We start from the raw sequence: 18,354 nt of genomic DNA, 5'->3' as shown, positions 1-18,354 counted from the left end.
GAGCCACCTTCGGTGTCTCGTCCCAGTGGGTTCGGCCTGTGCCGTTTTCGCTTGAGACATTTCGGTCTAGGGACTGCGAGGCCTCTATTCCGAGCGCCGATCCGGAACAACGATGACGCTCGACGGCTTCCTTACATTTCTCGCTCTCTTGATCGGCGCCCTGACGATCGTGCCCCCCGTACGGCGCCTTCAGCTTCAGGTTGCGATGGGCAGCTTTCTGCTTTCGTCAATCGTTGGCACGCTAGCCGTTCTGTATTTCGAGTTTTTCGATTTGGTTGCACCATATTGCCCGGCAGTCCTGGGACCGGTGTGCTCCATTATTGAGGTTTCGTCGGTCACGTCTTCTGGACCACAAAGGGCGGCGTTCGCTGTCGTCTTTGTCTGGCTGGTCATTGGCCTAGTTGGCGCGGCGTGGCCACGCGTCCATGTGCGTGCCATGCCCACGATTGAGCGTCTCGTGACGAAGCTCGCCGAGACTCACCGGTTCTCTGAACTCGTGGATTTCATAGAGCCGGGTCTCGCCAAGATTGACGAGACAGCCCGTCGGCAGCGCCCGTTCCAGCGGCGCTACGATCGCATCGCGCCGGCGGCAGCCAATGCCCAATTGGACAAGTGGATCAACTCTCTGCTCGCCAGAGAAGCGTCTCTGTTCGAAAACGCAGAGGCGCCGCGCGAGAGTTGGCCGGACCGGGCAAAGGCAAAGTTTAAGAACGGCATTGTTTGGTTCGTCAAAGGGAACCTACCGTCAGGTGCGCGCGAGCAGGCGGCGGCCGAAGGGATTTTGCGCACGTTGCTCTCAAAGCGCGAGATCATTGAGTATATCGCTGAATTTCGGCCGGCGTTCGGAGCGCGGCTGCTTCATTTCGAGTCTTATGAAGTCGACGGTTTCTCCGAGAGGTTCCTCGAACAGCTGATCGCCCGTCCAGGCAGCGCACTATACGAAGAAATTCGGGGAAACGGGAACCTCGCGAACTGTGGGTATGACATCCCGTCACACAACGCCGTGCTGCATTCGGTTTTGGACGATGCTACCGTTGCGCAGCGTCTTGAGGTTTACCGGCCGCTTGGTGAATATGTCCTGGCGCAGCTCAATCCGGTGAATAGCCCGGAATATTGCCGCTCGCTCAACGCAGCCTACGATCATCATTGGAATGAACGCGGGCGCTGGCGCGACCCTACTTATGTGACGATTCGATTCTTCGACATCATGGTACAGGCCGCCGCTTGCCAGAACGTGGATTGGCACATGTGGCTTTATTACATGCCTCACTTCATCGACAACCTTGAAGCGCTCTACGACGACAGCGGCGAACGCGTCGATAAAACGGATGAATGGCCGACCCGCGCGGCTCAACTCATCTATTGGGTTTTCGACGCGATGCGTGATTGGGTTCGCGTGGCCACGAAAGTGCCGACCGATAGCCGCCATCGTCTCCCTGACAATGATCGTGTCGACCATGAGAATGGCAATATTCCAAAGTCAGCGGCACTCGCGATGGGCATGTGCCTCAAGACTGTTATGCTGTCCGCGCGCATCGGCGACCGGTTCAAACAATCCATTCTTGAACTGGCCTTGGGCACAGTGCGCGACATGTCGCCGGACGGTGACATGGCCCGCTTGCGGAGGGTGACACTCAAGTCGATAGCGCAGGGCGGTATTTCGGGTGGCGGCGAACGCTATGAAGCGATTTTGCGAGATTTCTATCGAGGTATCGACAAGCCCTGGCATCACGACTTCGACGATTTCGAGATCTTGATTGGTTATCCGGAACCGGAGCAGGAAGCGCCGGCATTTCAGGATGACGGGCTATCGGCGGCGACACGGCCGCCACGACGTGGATGGGTTCAACAAATACTTGGCATTTTTGGATTTAGCTAAAGAGTTGATTGGCGCCTCGTCGCATGGGGCGCTTGGCGTGCGGCGGTGACATCGAGCTTTGCGCCTGACTCTAGCAGCATCTGCGGACACATACGTACAAGCAGAGCTAGGTTCACAGCGTCCCTCCCTTACGGGCGGTCGCGCTCTATTCCGCTTCGCTCCACCGAGCCACCTTCGGTGTCTCGTCCCTTCGGGCGACGATCGCTGACGCGGGGCCGGCGGCTCGCCGGCCATGCGGGACGCGAGGGCAAATGAGCGCGCACTGGCGGACTTCCGCGAAGCCGCCAGGGGTCGCAGGTCCTTTTGTTTTCCGCGTGGCACACTCGATCCGGCTGGAGGGCGCGGCGACGGCTGGCCCCAGGCCCGCGTGCACGTCGCCGCGACGGCCAGCCGGATTCGAGGGTGCTTCTCTGTGGGCTCCGCCGGAGCCGGGCAGCGCTTGAGCTGCGAAGGGCTGTGGACATCGCGCAGGCGCGATGGCGTTGGCCTCCGGCGTCTGAATAGCGGGGTGGGCGTCGCTGCCCTCTAGTCCCGCCGCGGCAAGCCGCAAACCGGGCAGAGCCCGGCTCCTCCTCTTCGTTCCGGTCCTTCGGATGCAGCTCGCCGCTCAAGCGTGACTGCCGGTCCGCTCCTGCCGCCCATCCCGCCATTCCGGCGCCGGTTGCGGTGGTTTTGAAAGGAGCGAGAAGATGAGCAATTCCGATCATGCGCAGCGCCCGGCCAACAGCCTCTATGCCGAGGTGACGGACCGGATCATCGCGGAGCTTGAGGCGGGGCGGCTTCCTTGGGTGCGGCCATGGGATACAGGCTTTGGCGGGGCGGGGCTGCCTTGCAACGCCGGGACGGGCCGCCGCTATTCCGGCATCAATGTCCTGATCCTTTGGCATGCGCTTGCCGAACGGGGCTTCGGCTCGCAGCGCTGGATTACCTACAGGCAGGCGCAGGACCTTGGCGGCTATGTCCGCAAGGGCGAGCGAGGCACTACCGTTTTCTATGCCGATCGCTTCACGCCACGGAACAGCGACAGCGCGCAATTGCCATTGGAGGGCGAGGAGCAGCGACAAATTGCCTTTCTCAAGCGCTTTACCGTGTTCAATCTCGAGCAGTGCGACGGGGTATCGCGGCCCATCGCAGCCGAGCCGAGCCAGGCATTGCCGGAGCGCGAACTGATCCCGCAGGCCGAGGCGCTGATTGCCGCGAGCGGGGCGGACTTCCGGATCGGGGGCGACGAGGCATATTATGTGCCGTCGCTCGATTATATTCAGGTCCCGCCGCAGCAGGCCTATCGCGAGCAGATTAACTGGTATCGCACCGTGCTGCACGAGCTTGGGCACTGGACCGCGCACACGTCGCGTCTTGGCCGTCTTGAGAACGACTACCTCAAGGGCTTGCCCTACGCCCGCGAGGAACTGGTCGCGGAGATGTGCTGCGCATTTGTCTGTGCCGAACTGGGGATCATGCCGACAGTTCGCCATTCGGATTATATCGCGACATGGCTGGACGTGCTCAAGGATGACAGCCGCGCGATTTTCCGTGCCGCCTCGCAGGCGAGCAAGGCGGCCGACTATCTGCTCGCCTTCCGCCGGGATGTCAGCGAAGGGAAGGGGGCGGGGCATTGAAGCGGCGCTGGCCTTCTCCCGCCTAGATCGCGCGCCTTTGGGTCGAGCAAGGCCGAGCGGTGAAGGACAGTTCTACAATCGCCGAAAGTCCGCGAGTGGCTTGCTGCTGGCCGAAAAGCGTCTCGTTAGGATCCGAATCATACCAGCACGCACCATACAAAATGTGGGAACGCCTGTGGTAGCAAATGGACTAGGTTTGCAATTTGCCACGCAAAATCAACGCGATAAAGCGCTTGATTGGTGACCCCTACGGGAATCGAACCCGTGCTTCAGCCGTGAAAGGGCCGCGTCCTAACCGCTAGACGAAGGGGCCGTACCCGCGAGCGGGATGAGCAGGTGACGCGCCTAGGGAAATGGCGCGGTCGGGTCAAGGCACTGTATCGTCATATCTACGATGACACACCGCCTGAAGCTTGTTGCCGTCGGGATCGCGGACATAGGCGCCGTAATAATGGGCGTGATAGTGCGGCCTCAGGCCCGGCGCTCCCTCGTCGCTGCCGCCGTTCGCCAGTGCCGCCGCGTGAAACGCATCGACCGCTGCCCGGTCGGGCGCCAGGAATGCCGCATGTGGCCCATTGCCAGGATTCGCCGCGCCGCCATCGAACGGCTTGCCGACGAAAAGCTTCTGCCCCGCCAGGTCGCCGAACACGAGCCTGCCGTCGAGCTTGAAAGGCTGGCCGATGCCAAGCGCCGCCATGACCGGCTCGTAGAATGCACGCGCGCGATCATTGTTGGCACTGCCCAATGTAATATGGCTGAACATCTTCGCCCCTCTTCAGTCCGCCCAGGCGGCATCGTCGAGATGAAGTTCGGCCGCCGGCTTCGCGCCCCAATCGTCGATCCGCGCCCGCCCGGCGAGCCATAGCTTGCGGTGCGGCGGCGCGCCGAGCAACGCTATGCCCAGCGCCGTGTCGGCCTGACGGAACGCGACGGCCTTGATCGTGCGGCCATCATCGCCCGCGACGACCGCTCGGACATGGCCGTTGCCGACAATGTCAGCCTTGATGATGCGCACCGGCCCGGCGACCACGCGCGGCTGCGGCCAGCCCATGCCATAGGGTCCGCCAAGGTCCATAGCCTCGACCAGCGCCGGGGTGATACCGCCCGGGGCAAGCAGCGCATCGAGCAGCAGCGCGCGGTCGCCGATTGATCGCGCAACACCCTCGGCGAGGCGTGATTCGAGAAAGGCGGCGAACGCATCGAGCTGGTCCGCGTCGATGGTCAGACCCGCCGCCATGGCATGACCACCGCCGGCGACGAGCAGCCCCGAATCCTTGGCCGACAGCACCGCGGCGCCGAGGTCGACGCCCGAGATCGATCGGCCCGATCCCTTACCGACGCCGTGTTCGTCAATCGCGATGACGATGGCGGGGCGGCCGTATTTTTCCTTCAACCGCCCCGCCACGATCCCGATCACGCCGGGGTGCCAGCCATGGCCCGCCACGACGATCACCGCATGATTGCTTTTGGTCACCGCCAAAGCCTCGGCACCTTCCTGCACCAAAGCCTCGATCGCGCGGCGTTCCTCGTTGAGCCGGTCGAGTTCGGCGGCGATATCGGCCGCTTCCTGCGGATCGCGCGTGGTCAGCAGGCGCACGCCGAGATCGGATTTGCCGACGCGTCCACCGGCATTGATCCGCGGCCCCAGCGCGAAACCAAGATCGGTCGCGGTCGGCGCACGCGTCAGGCGCGAGGCGGAGATCAGCGCGTTGAGGCCGATATTGCGGCGCTGCGCCATCACCTTCAGGCCCTGCGCAACGAACGCACGATTGAGGCCCTTCAATTGCGCGACATCGGCGACCGTGCCGAGTGCGACGATATCGAGCAGGTCGAGCAGGCGCGGCGGCTCGCGTCCGTCAAAATACCCGCGACCTTTCAGCGTGCGGATCAGCGCCGCGCCGAGCAGGAAGGCGACGCCGACCGCCGCAAGGTGCCCATGCGCCGCGCCCTCGGTCTCATCGAGTCGATTGGGGTTCACCAGTGCATGGGCATGGGGCAAGGCAAGCGCGCATTTGTGATGGTCGACGACGATCACATCGACTTCGGCGATCCGCGCCATCTCAAGCGCCTCGAACGCCTGCGCGCCGCAATCGACCGTAACGATCAGGCTTGCGCCCTCCGCCTTCAGCCGAACCAGCGCCGCGCCCGACGGTCCATATCCCTCCATCAGCCGGTCGGGGATATAGGCCTTTGCCTCCAGCCCGAGATCGCGCAGCAACAGGATCATCAGCGCTGCCGAGGTCGCGCCGTCGACATCGTAATCGCCGAAGATCGTCACCGCCTCACCCGATTGCACAGCATCGGCCAGTCGTTCGGCCGCCTTATCCATGTCGTGGAAGATCGACGGGTCCGGCATGAAACCACGAATGCTCGGGCTCCGATGCGCCTCCAGTTCCTCGCGCGGGCAACCGCGAGCCAGCAGCAATTGCGTCACCAGATCGTCAGGCGCAAAACCAGGATCGCGCGTGTCGGTCTCCAGCGCACGCCAGCGCCATGGTTGGCCGAGGATCGATGAAGTGATGTTGAGGACGGTGGTCATCGGGTCAGAAAGCGTTGGAAAGCTGCATGAAGACATCATGGCATAGTTGAGCGGCCGTGGCACGGCGCGTTCTTCGACGTCTACTCTAGCGCCAACCCCGGATCACGCGCTCCAACCCGGATACGACGCGCGCAAGCCGCTGGTAATCGACCTTGTCGGGCGCGTCGGCAGGGCTGTGGTAATGCGGGTAGCGGAACGGCGCTGTGTCGGTGACCATCAGCGCCGGGATGCCGACCTGGCCGAACGACCAGTGATCCGACCAGTCGATCCCCTGGATGAAGGCTGGCGCGGTACCGCCGACGCTCGGGAATTTCGCGCTGTCGCGGAACGACCCGACCGTCTTGCGCAGGAAAGACCTCGACGATGTCGTGCCGACAAAGGCGACGAAATCGCCTTTGCTCGGATAGAGCGTGTCGAGCGGGAAAGGGTAATGCTGGCTATGTTCGCGGTCGCTGTAGAAACCCATCGTCTCCAGCGACATCATGCCGATCACACGCTCGCCCGATTGCTTCAGGCGTTTGGCATAGACCAGGCTGCCCATCAGCGGCGTCTTGAAATAGGGCGGCTCCTCATTGACGAACAGCACCAGCCTGAGGCGGTGGCGCGCCTTGCCGCGCAAATCGGCCAGGCGTCGCGCCAGTTCGATCACGCCCGCCGTGCCCGATCCATTGTCGTTCGCGCCCGGCGCCATGCCGGCGCTGTCGTAATGCGCGCCGATCACGATCGTCCCGGCATCGCGGCTTGCCGGATCGATCACCACCTCGATGTTGCGCACGACCTGACCGTCGGCGGCAAAGCGCTGGCGTCGGATCTTGTATCCCAGTGCCGCCAGAACGCCCTCGATATGGGCGGCGAATTGTTCGAGTTCTTCGGGATGTTCGATATTGTGCGGGGTGCTGGCGATCGCTTCGATATCGCCCTTCAGGCGCACCGCCATCGCGCTTTCCTCAGCATTAAGGGGTGGCAGCGGACCAGCATAAGATCGGCCGGGAACCGCGGTCATCCACTTCATCGCAAGAACCGGGGTGGAGAACATCGCGACGACGAGGCACAGTGCCAGTATCTTGACTCCACGCTCGCTGAGATTGCCGATCCACTCCAGAAACAATGCCCATTGCCTTTCCGACCGGCGAAGCCTTTCGTCTGCCCGTAATTCGTGATTATCTCCAGTCATTCCTCCCCTCTGAAAGTCCCTCATCATGCGCATCTTTAAGCCGCTGACGGTCGTCGCCTTGCTCGCCGCAACTTCCTTGTCCGCTGTTGGATATAGCCAAACCGCGCCGATGACGCCGGACAGGGTCGCCGCCTATGACCCGATCCGCGAACAGGCCGATTATGTGCGCAAGGAAGTGATGATTCCGATGCGTGACGGGGTGAAGCTGTTCACCGTCATCGTCATGCGCAAGGGCACCAAAGGCGGCCCGATCCTGCTCAGCCGTACGCCCTATAATGCCGGCAAGGCGACGATGCGAAACCGGAGCCAGAAGATCGAGGAGATATTGCCGATCTCCGACGCCGAGTTCGTCGATGACAACTATATCCGCGTCTATCAGGACGTGCGCGGGCTTGACGGGTCGGAGGGCGATTACGTCATGACCCGCCCGCTGTCGGGGCCGCTCAACGACACCAGGATCGACCATTCGACCGACGCCTATGACACGATCGACTGGCTGGTGAAGAACGTACCCGAATCGAACGGTAAGGTCGGCATCACCGGCTCCTCCTATCTCGGTTTCACGTCGCTGATGGCGCTGATCAACCCGCACCCGGCGCTGAAGGCTGCGGTGCCGCAAAGCCCGATGGTCGATGGCTGGATCGGCGACGACTGGTTCCACAACGGCGCGTTCCGCATGCCCAATTTCGCCTATATCCTCGGCCAGACCGCGAAGAAGGGCGGCGGCGCCGTGCCGTACGGTGCTGGCGACGAATATGATGTGTTCCTGAATGCGGGCTCGGCCGGTGATTTTGCCAAGGCTTACGGCCTCGACACGCTGCCTTATTCGAAAAAGCTGATGGAGCATCCCGCCTATGACCAATATTGGCAGGACCAGGCGGTCGACAAGCTGCTCGCCAGGCGCAAGCTGACCGTGCCGACCATGCTCGTCGTCGGGCAATGGGATCAGGAGGACAGCTACGGCGCGCCGGCGGTCTACAAGGCGCTCGAGCCGCAGGACAACAAGAACGACATGGTCACCTTGGTGATCGGCCCATGGCGGCATTCGGGCGTCAATTACGACGGGTCGAAGCTTGGCGATATCGATTTTGCCGGCGACACCGGCCTGCAGTTCCGCCGCGATACCATGAAGCCGTTCCTCGACCGCTATCTCAAGGACGGAGCGCCTGCGGTAAAGACGCCATCGTCGCTGACCTATGCCACCGGCATCGACAAATGGGAGGCACGCGCCGCCTGGCCGGCCGGCAAGGCGACTCCGCTCTATCTGCAGGGCAGCTTTGGCCTGTCCTGGGATAAACCGGCGACGGCCGGCGGTGACGATTATGTTTCCGATCCCGCCCGCCCTGTGCCCTATCTGCCGCGCCCCGTGCTACCCAACAAGGACGACGCATGGCGCACCTGGCTGGTCAAGGACCAGCGCTTCGTCGCGGGCCGCACCGATGTGCTCGAATACACCACCACCGCGCTCGACAAGGATGTGCATATCGCTGGTCAGCCGATGGTCGACCTGTTCGCTGCGACTTCGGGCAGCGACAGCGATTGGGTGGTCAAGCTGATCGACGTCTATCCGCAGGAACTGACCAGCCAGCCCAAAATGGCCGGGTTCGAACTGCCGATCGGGATCGAGATTTATCGCGGGCGCTATGTCCATGGTTTCGCGACTCCCGCCGCGCTGACGCCGGGCAAGGTCGAGAATTACAAGTTCGGCCTGCCCAACGTGAACCATGTGTTCAAGAAGGGGCACCGCATCATGGTGCAGGTCCAGTCGAGCCTGTTCCCGCTCTACGACCGCAACCCGCAGACTTATGTGCCCAACATCTTCTGGGCCAAGCCGGGCGACTATAAGCCCGCGACCCAGACGGTTGTCCATGCGCCCGGTCAGGCGAGCGCGGTGTGGCTGCCGGTGGTCGATTGACGGTCATCATTGCCCTTCCTTGCGGGGAGGGATTGGCTTGCGGGTCGGGGCTAACCCTTCAGCCACGCACCTTCGCGGAACCATTTCGTGACGATGTACTTGGTCCCGCGCACCACCGGCATGCCTTCGTGCAGAGTCTTGTCGTTGGGGCTGCCATCAGGGGCCATGTTATTCCAGGCGAGCAGCAGCCCGCGCTTCGGCGCGACGCGGATACCGGCCTGCGGGAACCACGTCGCGCCACCTTCCTCGACATCGTTGAGGTAGATCATCGCTGTCCAGGTGCGCTGTCCGCCGCTCGACTGCATCGCCTGCCAATAGCTTTCGCTGTGGTGGAAATAATCGTGATGCGCGCGGAACTGCTGGCCGGGTGCATAACGCTGGCCCTGCATCGTCTCGCCATGGCTCGGGTCGATGCCAAGCAGACTGGCGATCGCCTCGTCGGTCGGGCGAACATCGGGCGACCAGCGATCCATGTCGCAACTCTCGCTGGTGCGAAAACCGTCATCCGCGCGGTCCGACAACAGAGTCGATGGGCGGCGATTGGTGTCGATCAGCTTGACCAGCTTGCCGCACTGCAGGGGGTTGAGGAAATCGGTGTGATAATAGATTTGCGCGGTGTCGATATTTGCGTGCTTCACGGCCGGATTGGCGTCAAGCCGGCGAGCGACGGTGGTCCCGGCGAGCTGGCGCACCGGCGAGGTCAGGGCGGTTTTCTTGCTGAATATACTCACGGCGGGGCAATTTGCCGACCCTCGCCGAAAAGGCAAGACCCGCCGGATTTCTCCGACGGGTCTGCCCCGACGAAACGAGTTAGATTTACCAGAAGATATCGTACACCGTGTCGATCACTTCGCCGGTATAGATATCGACCAGCAGCGCGTCGTTGTAATAGCGCACCCAGCGATACTCGCCATATGCGTCCGGCAGGCCGTAATAGCTCGCATCGTCCAGCCAGTAATTCTGGTTGAACAGGATCGAGCTCAGCGTGAACCCGATCGAGAAGCGGCGATAACCGGAGTTCCAGCCATGGGGCGCATAATAACGCGGCAGGTGATAGGAGTTGCGGTCGCGCGCGCGGCGATCGTTCCAGTTGTAGCGGCCGTCCCGGCGCCAATCGCGATTCCACGCGCGGCGGTCGTTATAGTCGCGGCCACCCCGGCCGTTATAGCCGCCGCGATTGTCGCGCCAATTGCCATGGCCGTTCCGGGCATCGCTACCGCCGCGATCGCCACGCCAGTTGCCGTTACGACCGTCATTGTCGCCGCGACCATCATGGCCGCCACGATTGCCGCGCCAGTTGCCGTCATTGCCACCGCGACCGTCGCCGCGCACGTCCGGGCGATCACCGCGACCGTCGCCGCGTACATCGGGGCGACCAACGCGACCATCGACACGCAGGTCGGGCCGTTCGCGGCTCACGTCCGGACCGCGCCCGCCCTGACCGCGCCAGTCTTGGCCGCGCCCGTCTTGACCGCGAACACCGCCTTGGCCGAAGCCACCGCGGTTCGGTTGCACTTGCGGCTGTTGCACCTCGGGTTGACGGACCTCCGGTCGGCCTTCCCAATTGCCGCGGCCCCAATTGCCACGGCCCTGACTGCGGCCCTCGACCGACTGCGGACGCGGCTGTTGCGGCTGAGCCTCGGGTGCGGGCCGCGGGTTTTCGCGGCGCTGCTCCTCGCGCGGCGCACTGGGCTGGCCACCGTCGCCGCGACCCTGGCGGAAAGCTCCACCTCGATCGCCGCGGTCACTATTAACATTCTCGGCCGATGCCACCGCCGGGATCAGTGCTGTCGCGGCCAACAAGGCCGCCAATATCGAAACACGCATTACGAACCCTCCAAAGCGCCGGCACACAGAAAGGCCCGGTCGACGGACAGGCTTTGCACTATTGTCGATGAGCCGTTTCTGAATTGCGATGACAGCATCGCGAAAGGAATCAAACCTGGGCTTATGGCGTCGGCACAAGGGCCGGAACGACCCGGGCGGCATCGCGGGGATCGATCCCCGGCGCCATACCCGCATCGATCTGCTCATCGCCGCGCTGTACTCGCGCGGCGCGCAGCACCGCCTCGATCAGCCGGGGATAGACGCCGCAACGGCACAGATTGGTGATCCCCTCGCGGATATCCTCCTCGCTCGGGTTGCCGTTCTTCTTCAGCAGCACCGAGACTGCCATGATCATGCCGGGAATGCAGAACCCGCATTGCGGTACATTGTCGGCGATGAAGGCCAGCTGCGCCGGATGGTCGCGCTCGCGCGACAGGCCCTCTATCGTGGTGACGATGCTGCCCTCGATCGAGCCGATCGTCGTCTGGCAGGATTTGACCGCTTGACCATCGATATCGACCGTGCACGCGCCACACTGGCCGTTGCCGCAGCCATATTTCGTCCCGGTCAGGTTTGACGCATCGCGCAGCGCCCAGAGCAGCGGCGTCGCCGGATCCATCTTGTACTGGATTGGTTGATTATTGACGGTGAAGCGGGTCATGCGCCCACTCTAGCGCCGCTGCGAGATTTGCGAAACGCCGCGTTTCGGATCGTGGCATTGTCGGGTCGATGGACCTCGCCGATATTCCTGCCATGACCCGACATACCACATTGCCGGCCTTGTTCATTCCGCATGGCGGAGGCCCCTGCTTCTTCATGGATCCGGCTGGCGGTCCGCCCGACCCGATGTGGCGGCCGATGCAAGCCTATCTCGCCGGTCTGATCGATTCGCTGCCGGAGCGCCCCAAGGCGATCCTGATGGTGTCCGGTCATTGGGAGGAAGATGCCGTCACGGTGCATGTCGGCGACGGCCAGCCTTTGATGTACGATTATTTCGGCTTCCCCGAACACACCTATAAGCTGCAATGGCCAGCCCGCGGCGCACCGGATGTGGCGCGTCACGCAGCGGCGCTGGTTGCGGAAGCGGGGTTTGCGGTGCGCGAGGAAGCATCGCGCGGCTGGGATCATGGCGTGTTCATTCCGATGATGGTCGCGGTGCCCGGCGCGGACATTCCGCTGGCGCAGATGTCGTTGCGCAAGGATCTCGATCCCGCCGCGCATATCGCGATCGGGCGGGCATTGGCACCGCTGCGTGACGAGGGCGTGCTGATTATCGGCTCCGGCATGAGCTTCCACAATTTGCGCGCACGCGGGGCGCAGGTGACTGCGGCCGCGGACGAATGGGACGCGGCGCTGACCGCAGCGGTGACTGATCCCGATCCGTCGGCGCGGGCGGAGCGCGTTTCGCGATGGGTGGAACTACCCCATGCCAGGTTCGCGCATCCTGAAGCCGAGCATCTGCTACCGCTGATGGTCGCGCTTGGCGCCGGCGGCGATGATCCGGTCGTCTGCGACTATCGCGATCACGTGATGGGTTGGGCCGTGTCGGGATACAGGTTCGGGTGACCTTGATCCTCCCCGTGCCGGGGAGGAGTAAGTTAATTCCGCCAGCTGGTGTCGATTTTGTCGACCTTGCGCACCATCGCCGCGAAGTCAGCCGCGCCCGCGCCGCCGGGCACTTGCGCCATATAAAGGTCGCGCTGATGCACCGCGATCACCTCGGGCGGGACGATCAGGGGCTCGCCCATGCCGAGCGTCGCAACCTGGATCTCGCACGCGCGCTGCAGTGCCCAATGCTTGACGAACGCCTCGGGCAGGGTCTTGCCCATCACTAGGATGCCGTGATTCTTGAGCAACATGACGCGCTTGTTGCCGAGATGATCGAGCAGCCGCTCGCCCTCTTCGTCGCGGACGGTGACGCCCTCGAAATCATGATAGGCGATCTGGCCGATGAAATTGCAGGCGTAGAAATTGGTCGGTTGAAGCCCGCCCTTGACCGAACTCACCGCCATGCCCGCCGTGGTGTGCGTGTGCATGATGCAATGCGCGTCGGGCAAGTGACGGTGGAACAGCGCATGCTGCACGAAACCGGCGCGGTTCACTGGATAGGGATTGTCGTCGAGCTTGTTGCCGTCGATGTCGATCTTGACCAGGCTCGATGCGGTGACCTCGCTGAAATGCAGCCCGAACGGATTGATCAGAAAGGCGCCTTCCTCATCCAGCTTCACAGTGATGTGATTGTAGATCATTTCCGACCAGCCGAGCATGTCGAACACGCGGTAACAGGCGGCAAGCTCCTGCCGCGCTTCCCATTCGGCTTCGCTCATCTGGCTGTTGCGTAGCGCTGCGGTGGCCATGACACTCTCCTCGGTCGCCTTGATCTTCTGCATTTTGATATCGCATGCGTCGAGACCGATTGCCAGACCGGGCAGCAATGCGCCAAGGTGCGCCGCGAGTCACCGGTGCCGTAAAGGCCGGACGAGAGGGAGCGCCAATGCACGTCGATCCAACCACCACCGCACCAGGTCTGCTGCCGGTCGATGAAACCGCGACCAAGGGCGTCGATGCGCCCGATCTGCAGGTGTTTGTCTTTGCGCTGTTCTTCATCTTCGGCGGCATCACCTCACTCAACGACGTGATCATTCCCAAGCTGAAAGATCTCTTCACGCTCAGCTATGCGCAGGCGCTCCTGGTCCAATCGGCATTTTTCGCCGCCTATTTTATCTTCTCGATCCCGGCTGCCGCCATCGTACGCAAGGCGGGATACCTGCGCGCCGCGTCGATCGGTTTGCTGACCATGACCGCTGGCTGCCTATTGTTTGTGCCGGCATCGCAATCCGGCACCTTCGGCGTATTCCTGCTCGCGCTGTTCGTGCTCGCGGCGGGAATTACCACGGTCCAGGTCGTATCAAATCCGCTGATCTCACTGCTGGGCAATCCGCGCACGGCGCACAGCCGGCTGACGTTCGCGCAAGCTTTCAATTCGTTCGGTACAACGATCTTTCCCTATGTCGGTTCGATCCTGATCCTGGGTTCGCTCGCCACGGTCGATGTGTCGACTTTGACCGGTGCGGCGCTCGATGCCTATCGCACGGCCGAAACGCAGGTCGTGGTACGCACCTATCTCGCGCTCGCCGTCGCGCTGGTGATCGTCGCCGCAGTCGTGTGGACGCGCCGCAACCGGCTCGGCAATGTGGTCGATGACAGCGGCAGCGTGCTCAAGGCGTTCGGCTTGCTCGAACGGCCGCGCTTCGGCATCGGTGCTTTGTGCATCTTCCTCTATGTCGGTGCGGAGGTCGCGATCGGGTCGCTGATCGTCAATTATTTGATGCAGCCCGAGGTCATGGGCCTGGGCGCGGAAAGCGCAGGCAAGCATGTGCCCTTTTACTGGGGCGGCGCGATGCTCGGTCGCTTTATCGGTGCCTATCTGCTTCGCGTGGTATCGCCGGGCAAGATACTGGCAACGGTCGCTGCCGGATCGATCGTGCTGCTGTTGATCTCGGCCAACACAATTGGCGCGGTGTCGGGTTGGGCACTGCTCGCGATCGGCCTGATGAACTCGATCATGTTCCCGACGATCTTCAGCCTGGCCAGCGAAGGCCTGGGCCGGCGCGCGGCGGAAGGATCGGGCATTATCGCGATGGCGATCGTCGGCGGTGCGATCATCCCGCCGCTGACCGGTCTGATCGCCGATCATTCGACGTTGCAGTTCGCGATGCTGCTGCCGGCGCTCTGTTACGGCGTCATCCTCGCCTATGGCATCTATGCGCGCCGCCCGGCGCCGGAGATCGCCGCAAGCTAAGCGGTCAGCGCGGCGATCTCGTCCGGCGTAAAGCCGCATTCGGCGAGGATCGCCGCGCTGCCCGACCCATCGGACAGCGCGGGCTTAACCGTTTCGCTGACCGAATAACGCGGGGCAGGGGCGGGCTGGACGATCCCGCCCACATCGACGAACGCGCCGCGCGCGACATTGTGCGGATCGGCGATCGTTTCGTCGAAACCGAGCACCGGCGCGAAGCATACTTCATGGCCCTCGAACGCCGCGCACCATTCGTCGCGCGTGCGCGTCTTGAACATGTCGGTCAGGCGCGCTTTGAGCACCGGCCATTGGCGTGGGTCGAACTGTGCGGCCCATGCGTCGTCGTCCAGCGCCATGACCTGGCGGAGCGCGGCGTAGAATTGCGGCTCGATCGCCCCGATAGAGACCCATTTCCCGTCGGCGGTCTCATAAGTGTCGTAGAAATGCGCACCGCCATCGAGCAGGTTGGTGCCGCGTGCATCGCTCCAGCGGCCGGTGCCGCGAAAGCCCCAGATCATGCTCATCAGCACTGCCGACCCTTCGGTCATCGCACAATCGACGACCTGGCCTCGACCGGTCGCCTTGACGCCGAGGATGGCGCTGAGCATGCCGAATGCGAGCATCATCCCGCCGCCACCGAAATCACCGACCATGTTGATCGGGAAGGCCGGCTTGCCGCCAGCCGGGCCATAAGCATGCAGCGCACCCGACAGCGCGATATAATTGATGTCGTGGCCGGGCGCCTGGGCGAGCGGCCCGGTCTGTCCCCAGCCGGTCATGCGGCCATAGACGAGCTTCGGATTGTCGCCGATCAATATGTCGGGGCCAAGGCCGAGCCGTTCCATAACGCCGGGCCGGAAGCCCTCGATCAGTCCATCGGCGGTGGCGGCGATCTTGCGCACGGCGGCGATCGCTGCTGGATTCTTGAGGTCGAGGGTGATCGTGTGGCGTGAGCGGAGCAGCGGATCGGTCGCTTCGATGGTGACGCCGCCAGCGCCGCCGGGGCGGGCGATGCGGATCACCTCAGCACCGTGATCGGCGAGCATCATACCGCAGAACGGGCCCGGACCGATACTGGCGATCTCGACGATACGGATGCCGTGAAGCGGTGGGCTCATTGCTCCGTCTTCGGGTTGTCGGCCCCAAGCATCGGCGCGGCGCGATCGAGCGTGAGGCTCGAGTCGGAGAAAGTGATCGGTGTACGCAGCCCGGGAAGCGCCTGGCCGTTGCGGTCAAGCGTCAGCGCCATGCCGCGGTGCACGACCTGCGGATCGGTGAATGCCTGGGCGACGGTATTGATCGGTCCGGCGGGTACGCCCACCGCCTCCAGCGTCGCGAGCAGCGGATCGCGGTCGAGCCTGGAGGTCGCCTCGCCGATCGCCGCGAACAAGGCCGGCTTATGCTCCAGTCGTCCGGCGTTGCTCGCATATCGCGGATCGGCCGCCATTTCCGTCAGCCCGAGCGCCGCGCAGAAACGCTGGAACTGGCCGTCATTGCCGACCGCCAGGATGAACCAGCCGTCACGTGTCGGGAAAACGGCATAAGGCGACACGTTCATATGCGCGTTGCCGACCCGCGCCGGAGTCTGGCCGCTGACGAAATAGTTCATCGCCTGGTTGGCGAGCACGCCGGTCATCGTGTCGAGCAACGACATGTCGATCTGCTGTCCACGCCCGGTCTTGTCACGCGCGGCGAGCGCCGCCTGGATCGCGATCACCGAATAGAGACCGGTGAACAGGTCGGCAAAGGCTACGCCGGTCTTTTGTGGTGCGCCGTCGGGCTCGCCGGTCAGGTCCATGATACCGCCCATGCCCTGGATGATGAAGTCGTATCCGGGGCGATGCGCATAGGGGCCGGTCTGGCCGAAACCGGTGATCGAGCAATAGACGAGCCGCGGGTTGAGCGCGCTCAGGCTGGTATAATCCAGGCCATATTTGGCCAGTGCGCCGACCTTGAAATTCTCGATCAGCACATCGGCTACGGCGACCAGTGCACGGACCTGTGCCTGGCCCTCTGGGTCACGGAAATCCACCACCACCGATTTCTTGCCGCGATTGGTTGCGTGGAAATAGCCGGCGTCTTTGGTGCCGTCCGGATTGGTGATGAAGGGCGGCCCCCAGGTGCGCGTGTCGTCGCCCTCGGGGCTTTCGACCTTGATCACCTCGGCGCCAAGATCGGCAAGGGTCTGGCCGGCCCATGGCCCGGCGAGGATCCGTGCGAGTTCCACGACCTTCAGGCCGGCAAGGGGCGGTTCACCCACAGGTGTTATTCCAGCGACGACACGTCACCCCAGCAAAGGCTGGGCTCTCTCGGTTGGATAACGCTCGCCCACCCCCTGAGACCCTCGCCTTTGCTGGGGTGACGATTATGGGGCAGGTGCGGGGCATTAAAATGCCGCGATACCCGTAATCGCGCGGCCGAGGATCAGGGCATGGACGTCATGCGCGCCCTCATAGGTGTTGACGGTTTCGAGATTCATCAAATGGCGCATCACCTGATATTCGCCCGAGATGCCGTTGCCGCCATGCATGTCGCGGCTCATCCGCGCGATATCGAGCGCCTTCCCGACATTGTTGCGCTTGACGATCGAGACCATCTCCGGCGCGAACCGTCCTTCGTCCATCAACCGACCGACACGTAAGGATGCCTGCAGGCCAAGCGCGATCTCGGTCTGCATATCCGCGAGTTTTTTCTGGTAAAGCTGGTTGGCGGCGAGCGGCTTGCCGAACTGATGCCGGTCGAGGCCGTATTGCCGCGCGGCATGCATGCAGAATTCGGCCGCGCCGAGTGCGCCCCAGCTGATCCCGTAGCGCGCACGGTTAAGGCAGCCGAACGGACCCTTCAGGCCCTGCACATCGGGCAGCAGCGCATCCTCGCTCACCTCAACCCCGTCCAGCATGATCATGCCGGTGATCGAGGCGCGCAAGCTGAGCTTGCCCTCGATCTTTGGAGTCTCCAGTCCTTTCATGCCCTTTTCCAGGACGAAGCCGCGAATGCCGCCGCCATGATGGTCGGACTTGGCCCAGACGATGAACACATCGGCGATCGGCGAATTGGAAATCCAGGTCTTCGACCCCGACAGGCGGTAACCGCCGTCGATCTTCTCCGCCTTGGTGCGCATCCCGCCCGGGTCCGACCCGGCATCGGGCTCGGTCAGGCCGAAACAGCCGATCCATTCGCCGCTCGCAAGTTTCGGCAGATACTTATGCTTCTGCTCTTCCGATCCATAAGCGTAGATCGGATACATCACGAGGCTCGACTGCACGCTCATCATCGAGCGATAGCCGGAGTCGATCCGCTCGACTTCGCGCGCGACCAGGCCGTACGCGACATAGGAAGCGCCAACGCCGCCATATTGTTCGGGCACGGTCGGGCCGAGCAAGCCGAGCTCGCCCATTTCGCGGAAGATCGCGACATCGGTGACTTCGTTCTGGAACGCGTCGATGATGCGCGGGGCGAGTTTCTCCTCTGCATAGGCGCGCGCCGTGTCGCGAATCATCCGCTCGTCTTCCTCGAGCTGGTCGTCGAGGAAGAAGGGGTCAGCCCAGTCGAATGCGCCCATGCCGCTCATGTCAGTCTCCAGAATATGATCTGCCGTTGCC

15 protein-coding genes and 1 tRNA gene are annotated in these 18,354 nt (G+C 63.1%); 5 read left to right on the top strand and 11 right to left on the bottom strand.

Going from position 1 to position 18,354, the window contains the following annotated elements; translation table 11 throughout:
* Window positions 1-112 precede the first annotated feature (112 nt).
* Together ACVWZA_RS07980 and ACVWZA_RS07975 are read left to right on the top strand one after the other, a co-directional pair.
* Window positions 113-1,879, top strand: a complete 1,767-nt coding sequence (locus tag ACVWZA_RS07980; protein ID WP_457310660.1) for a hypothetical protein — start codon at window positions 113-115, stop codon at window positions 1,877-1,879.
* A 689-nt stretch (window positions 1,880-2,568) separates the two neighbouring features.
* Window positions 2,569-3,498: an ArdC family protein gene (locus tag ACVWZA_RS07975; protein WP_457310659.1), complete on the top strand. Its 930-nt coding sequence runs from the start codon at window positions 2,569-2,571 to the stop codon at window positions 3,496-3,498.
* Window positions 3,499-3,736: 238 nt separating this feature from the next.
* Here the strand turns inward: ACVWZA_RS07975 and ACVWZA_RS07970 are convergent.
* From ACVWZA_RS07970 to ACVWZA_RS07955, 4 genes are all read right to left on the bottom strand, one after another.
* Window positions 3,737-3,811, bottom strand: a tRNA-Glu gene (locus ACVWZA_RS07970).
* Between the two features lie 54 nt (window positions 3,812-3,865).
* The gene (locus ACVWZA_RS07965) at window positions 3,866-4,261 is read right to left on the bottom strand and encodes a VOC family protein (RefSeq protein ID WP_457310658.1); all 396 of its coding nucleotides are present in this window, start codon (window positions 4,259-4,261) and stop codon (window positions 3,866-3,868) included.
* A gap of 12 nt (window positions 4,262-4,273) precedes the next feature.
* On the bottom strand, window positions 4,274-6,037 hold the full coding sequence (gene recJ / locus ACVWZA_RS07960; protein ID WP_457310657.1) for a single-stranded-DNA-specific exonuclease RecJ: 1,764 nt from the start codon (window positions 6,035-6,037) through the stop codon (window positions 4,274-4,276).
* Between the two features lie 85 nt (window positions 6,038-6,122).
* Window positions 6,123-7,145, bottom strand: coding sequence for a M28 family peptidase (locus ACVWZA_RS07955; protein WP_457310656.1), 1,023 nt, complete (start codon window positions 7,143-7,145; stop codon window positions 6,123-6,125).
* A gap of 91 nt (window positions 7,146-7,236) precedes the next feature.
* Between ACVWZA_RS07955 and ACVWZA_RS07950 the strand changes: the two genes are divergently transcribed.
* Window positions 7,237-9,126: a CocE/NonD family hydrolase gene (locus ACVWZA_RS07950; protein ID WP_457310655.1), complete on the top strand. Its 1,890-nt coding sequence runs from the start codon at window positions 7,237-7,239 to the stop codon at window positions 9,124-9,126.
* A gap of 50 nt (window positions 9,127-9,176) precedes the next feature.
* On the opposite strand, the gene ACVWZA_RS07945 is transcribed toward ACVWZA_RS07950, so the two are convergent.
* The 3 genes from ACVWZA_RS07945 to ACVWZA_RS07935 form a co-directional block, all read right to left on the bottom strand.
* The gene (locus tag ACVWZA_RS07945; protein ID WP_457310654.1) at window positions 9,177-9,857 is read right to left on the bottom strand and encodes a prolyl hydroxylase family protein; all 681 of its coding nucleotides are present in this window, start codon (window positions 9,855-9,857) and stop codon (window positions 9,177-9,179) included.
* Between the two features lie 85 nt (window positions 9,858-9,942).
* Window positions 9,943-10,953, bottom strand: coding sequence for an RcnB family protein (locus tag ACVWZA_RS07940; RefSeq protein WP_457310653.1), 1,011 nt, complete (start codon window positions 10,951-10,953; stop codon window positions 9,943-9,945).
* Window positions 10,954-11,074: 121 nt separating this feature from the next.
* Window positions 11,075-11,614, bottom strand: a complete 540-nt coding sequence (locus ACVWZA_RS07935) for a (2Fe-2S)-binding protein (protein WP_457310652.1) — start codon at window positions 11,612-11,614, stop codon at window positions 11,075-11,077.
* A gap of 92 nt (window positions 11,615-11,706) precedes the next feature.
* Here ACVWZA_RS07935 and ACVWZA_RS07930 point away from each other — a divergent pair, with 92 nt between their 5' ends.
* The gene (locus ACVWZA_RS07930) at window positions 11,707-12,519 is read left to right on the top strand and encodes a DODA-type extradiol aromatic ring-opening family dioxygenase (RefSeq protein WP_457310651.1); all 813 of its coding nucleotides are present in this window, start codon (window positions 11,707-11,709) and stop codon (window positions 12,517-12,519) included.
* A 32-nt stretch (window positions 12,520-12,551) separates the two neighbouring features.
* On the opposite strand, the gene ACVWZA_RS07925 is transcribed toward ACVWZA_RS07930, so the two are convergent.
* A complete protein-coding gene (locus tag ACVWZA_RS07925) occupies window positions 12,552-13,310 on the bottom strand; it encodes a class II aldolase/adducin family protein (protein WP_457310868.1) in 759 nt (252 codons plus the stop codon).
* A gap of 137 nt (window positions 13,311-13,447) precedes the next feature.
* Between ACVWZA_RS07925 and ACVWZA_RS07920 the strand changes: the two genes are divergently transcribed.
* The gene (locus ACVWZA_RS07920) at window positions 13,448-14,755 is read left to right on the top strand and encodes a sugar MFS transporter (protein WP_457310650.1); all 1,308 of its coding nucleotides are present in this window, start codon (window positions 13,448-13,450) and stop codon (window positions 14,753-14,755) included.
* On the opposite strand, the gene ACVWZA_RS07915 is transcribed toward ACVWZA_RS07920, so the two are convergent.
* From ACVWZA_RS07915 to ACVWZA_RS07905, 3 genes are all read right to left on the bottom strand, one after another.
* Window positions 14,752-15,870, bottom strand: coding sequence for a CaiB/BaiF CoA transferase family protein (locus tag ACVWZA_RS07915; protein ID WP_457310649.1), 1,119 nt, complete (start codon window positions 15,868-15,870; stop codon window positions 14,752-14,754). The two genes, ACVWZA_RS07920 and ACVWZA_RS07915, sit on opposite strands and share 4 nt — an antisense overlap.
* Window positions 15,867-17,012, bottom strand: coding sequence for a CaiB/BaiF CoA transferase family protein (locus tag ACVWZA_RS07910; RefSeq protein ID WP_457310648.1), 1,146 nt, complete (start codon window positions 17,010-17,012; stop codon window positions 15,867-15,869). The genes ACVWZA_RS07915 and ACVWZA_RS07910 overlap by 4 nt, the downstream gene beginning before the upstream one ends.
* Window positions 17,013-17,138: 126 nt before the next feature.
* Window positions 17,139-18,323: an acyl-CoA dehydrogenase gene (locus ACVWZA_RS07905; protein ID WP_457310647.1), complete on the bottom strand. Its 1,185-nt coding sequence runs from the start codon at window positions 18,321-18,323 to the stop codon at window positions 17,139-17,141.
* Between the last annotated feature and the right edge of the window lie 31 nt (window positions 18,324-18,354).

The sequence above is a fragment of the Sphingomonas sp. UYAg733 genome, assembly GCF_054057355.1.
Note: the sequence above shows the minus strand (reverse complement) of the source record. Positions and strands in the feature narration are given on the sequence as shown.

Bases quoted from the DNA above. Each gene is read 5' to 3' on its own strand.
- ACVWZA_RS07905 (WP_457310647.1), bottom strand. From the start codon at position 18,323: ATGAGCGGCATGGGCGCATTCGACTGGGCTGACCCCTTCTTCCTCGAC.
- ACVWZA_RS07930 (WP_457310651.1), top strand. From the start codon at position 11,707: ATGACCCGACATACCACATTGCCGGCCTTGTTCATTCCGCATGGCGGA.
- ACVWZA_RS07965 (WP_457310658.1), bottom strand. From the start codon at position 4,261: ATGTTCAGCCATATTACATTGGGCAGTGCCAACAATGATCGCGCGCGT.
- ACVWZA_RS07920 (WP_457310650.1), top strand. From the start codon at position 13,448: ATGCACGTCGATCCAACCACCACCGCACCAGGTCTGCTGCCGGTCGAT.
- ACVWZA_RS07975 (WP_457310659.1), top strand. From the start codon at position 2,569: ATGAGCAATTCCGATCATGCGCAGCGCCCGGCCAACAGCCTCTATGCC.
- ACVWZA_RS07925 (WP_457310868.1), bottom strand. From the start codon at position 13,310: ATGGCCACCGCAGCGCTACGCAACAGCCAGATGAGCGAAGCCGAATGG.
- ACVWZA_RS07915 (WP_457310649.1), bottom strand. From the start codon at position 15,870: ATGAGCCCACCGCTTCACGGCATCCGTATCGTCGAGATCGCCAGTATC.
- ACVWZA_RS07980 (WP_457310660.1), top strand. From the start codon at position 113: ATGACGCTCGACGGCTTCCTTACATTTCTCGCTCTCTTGATCGGCGCC.
- recJ (WP_457310657.1), bottom strand. From the start codon at position 6,037: ATGACCACCGTCCTCAACATCACTTCATCGATCCTCGGCCAACCATGG.
- ACVWZA_RS07940 (WP_457310653.1), bottom strand. From the start codon at position 10,953: ATGCGTGTTTCGATATTGGCGGCCTTGTTGGCCGCGACAGCACTGATC.
- ACVWZA_RS07950 (WP_457310655.1), top strand. From the start codon at position 7,237: ATGCGCATCTTTAAGCCGCTGACGGTCGTCGCCTTGCTCGCCGCAACT.
- ACVWZA_RS07935 (WP_457310652.1), bottom strand. From the start codon at position 11,614: ATGACCCGCTTCACCGTCAATAATCAACCAATCCAGTACAAGATGGAT.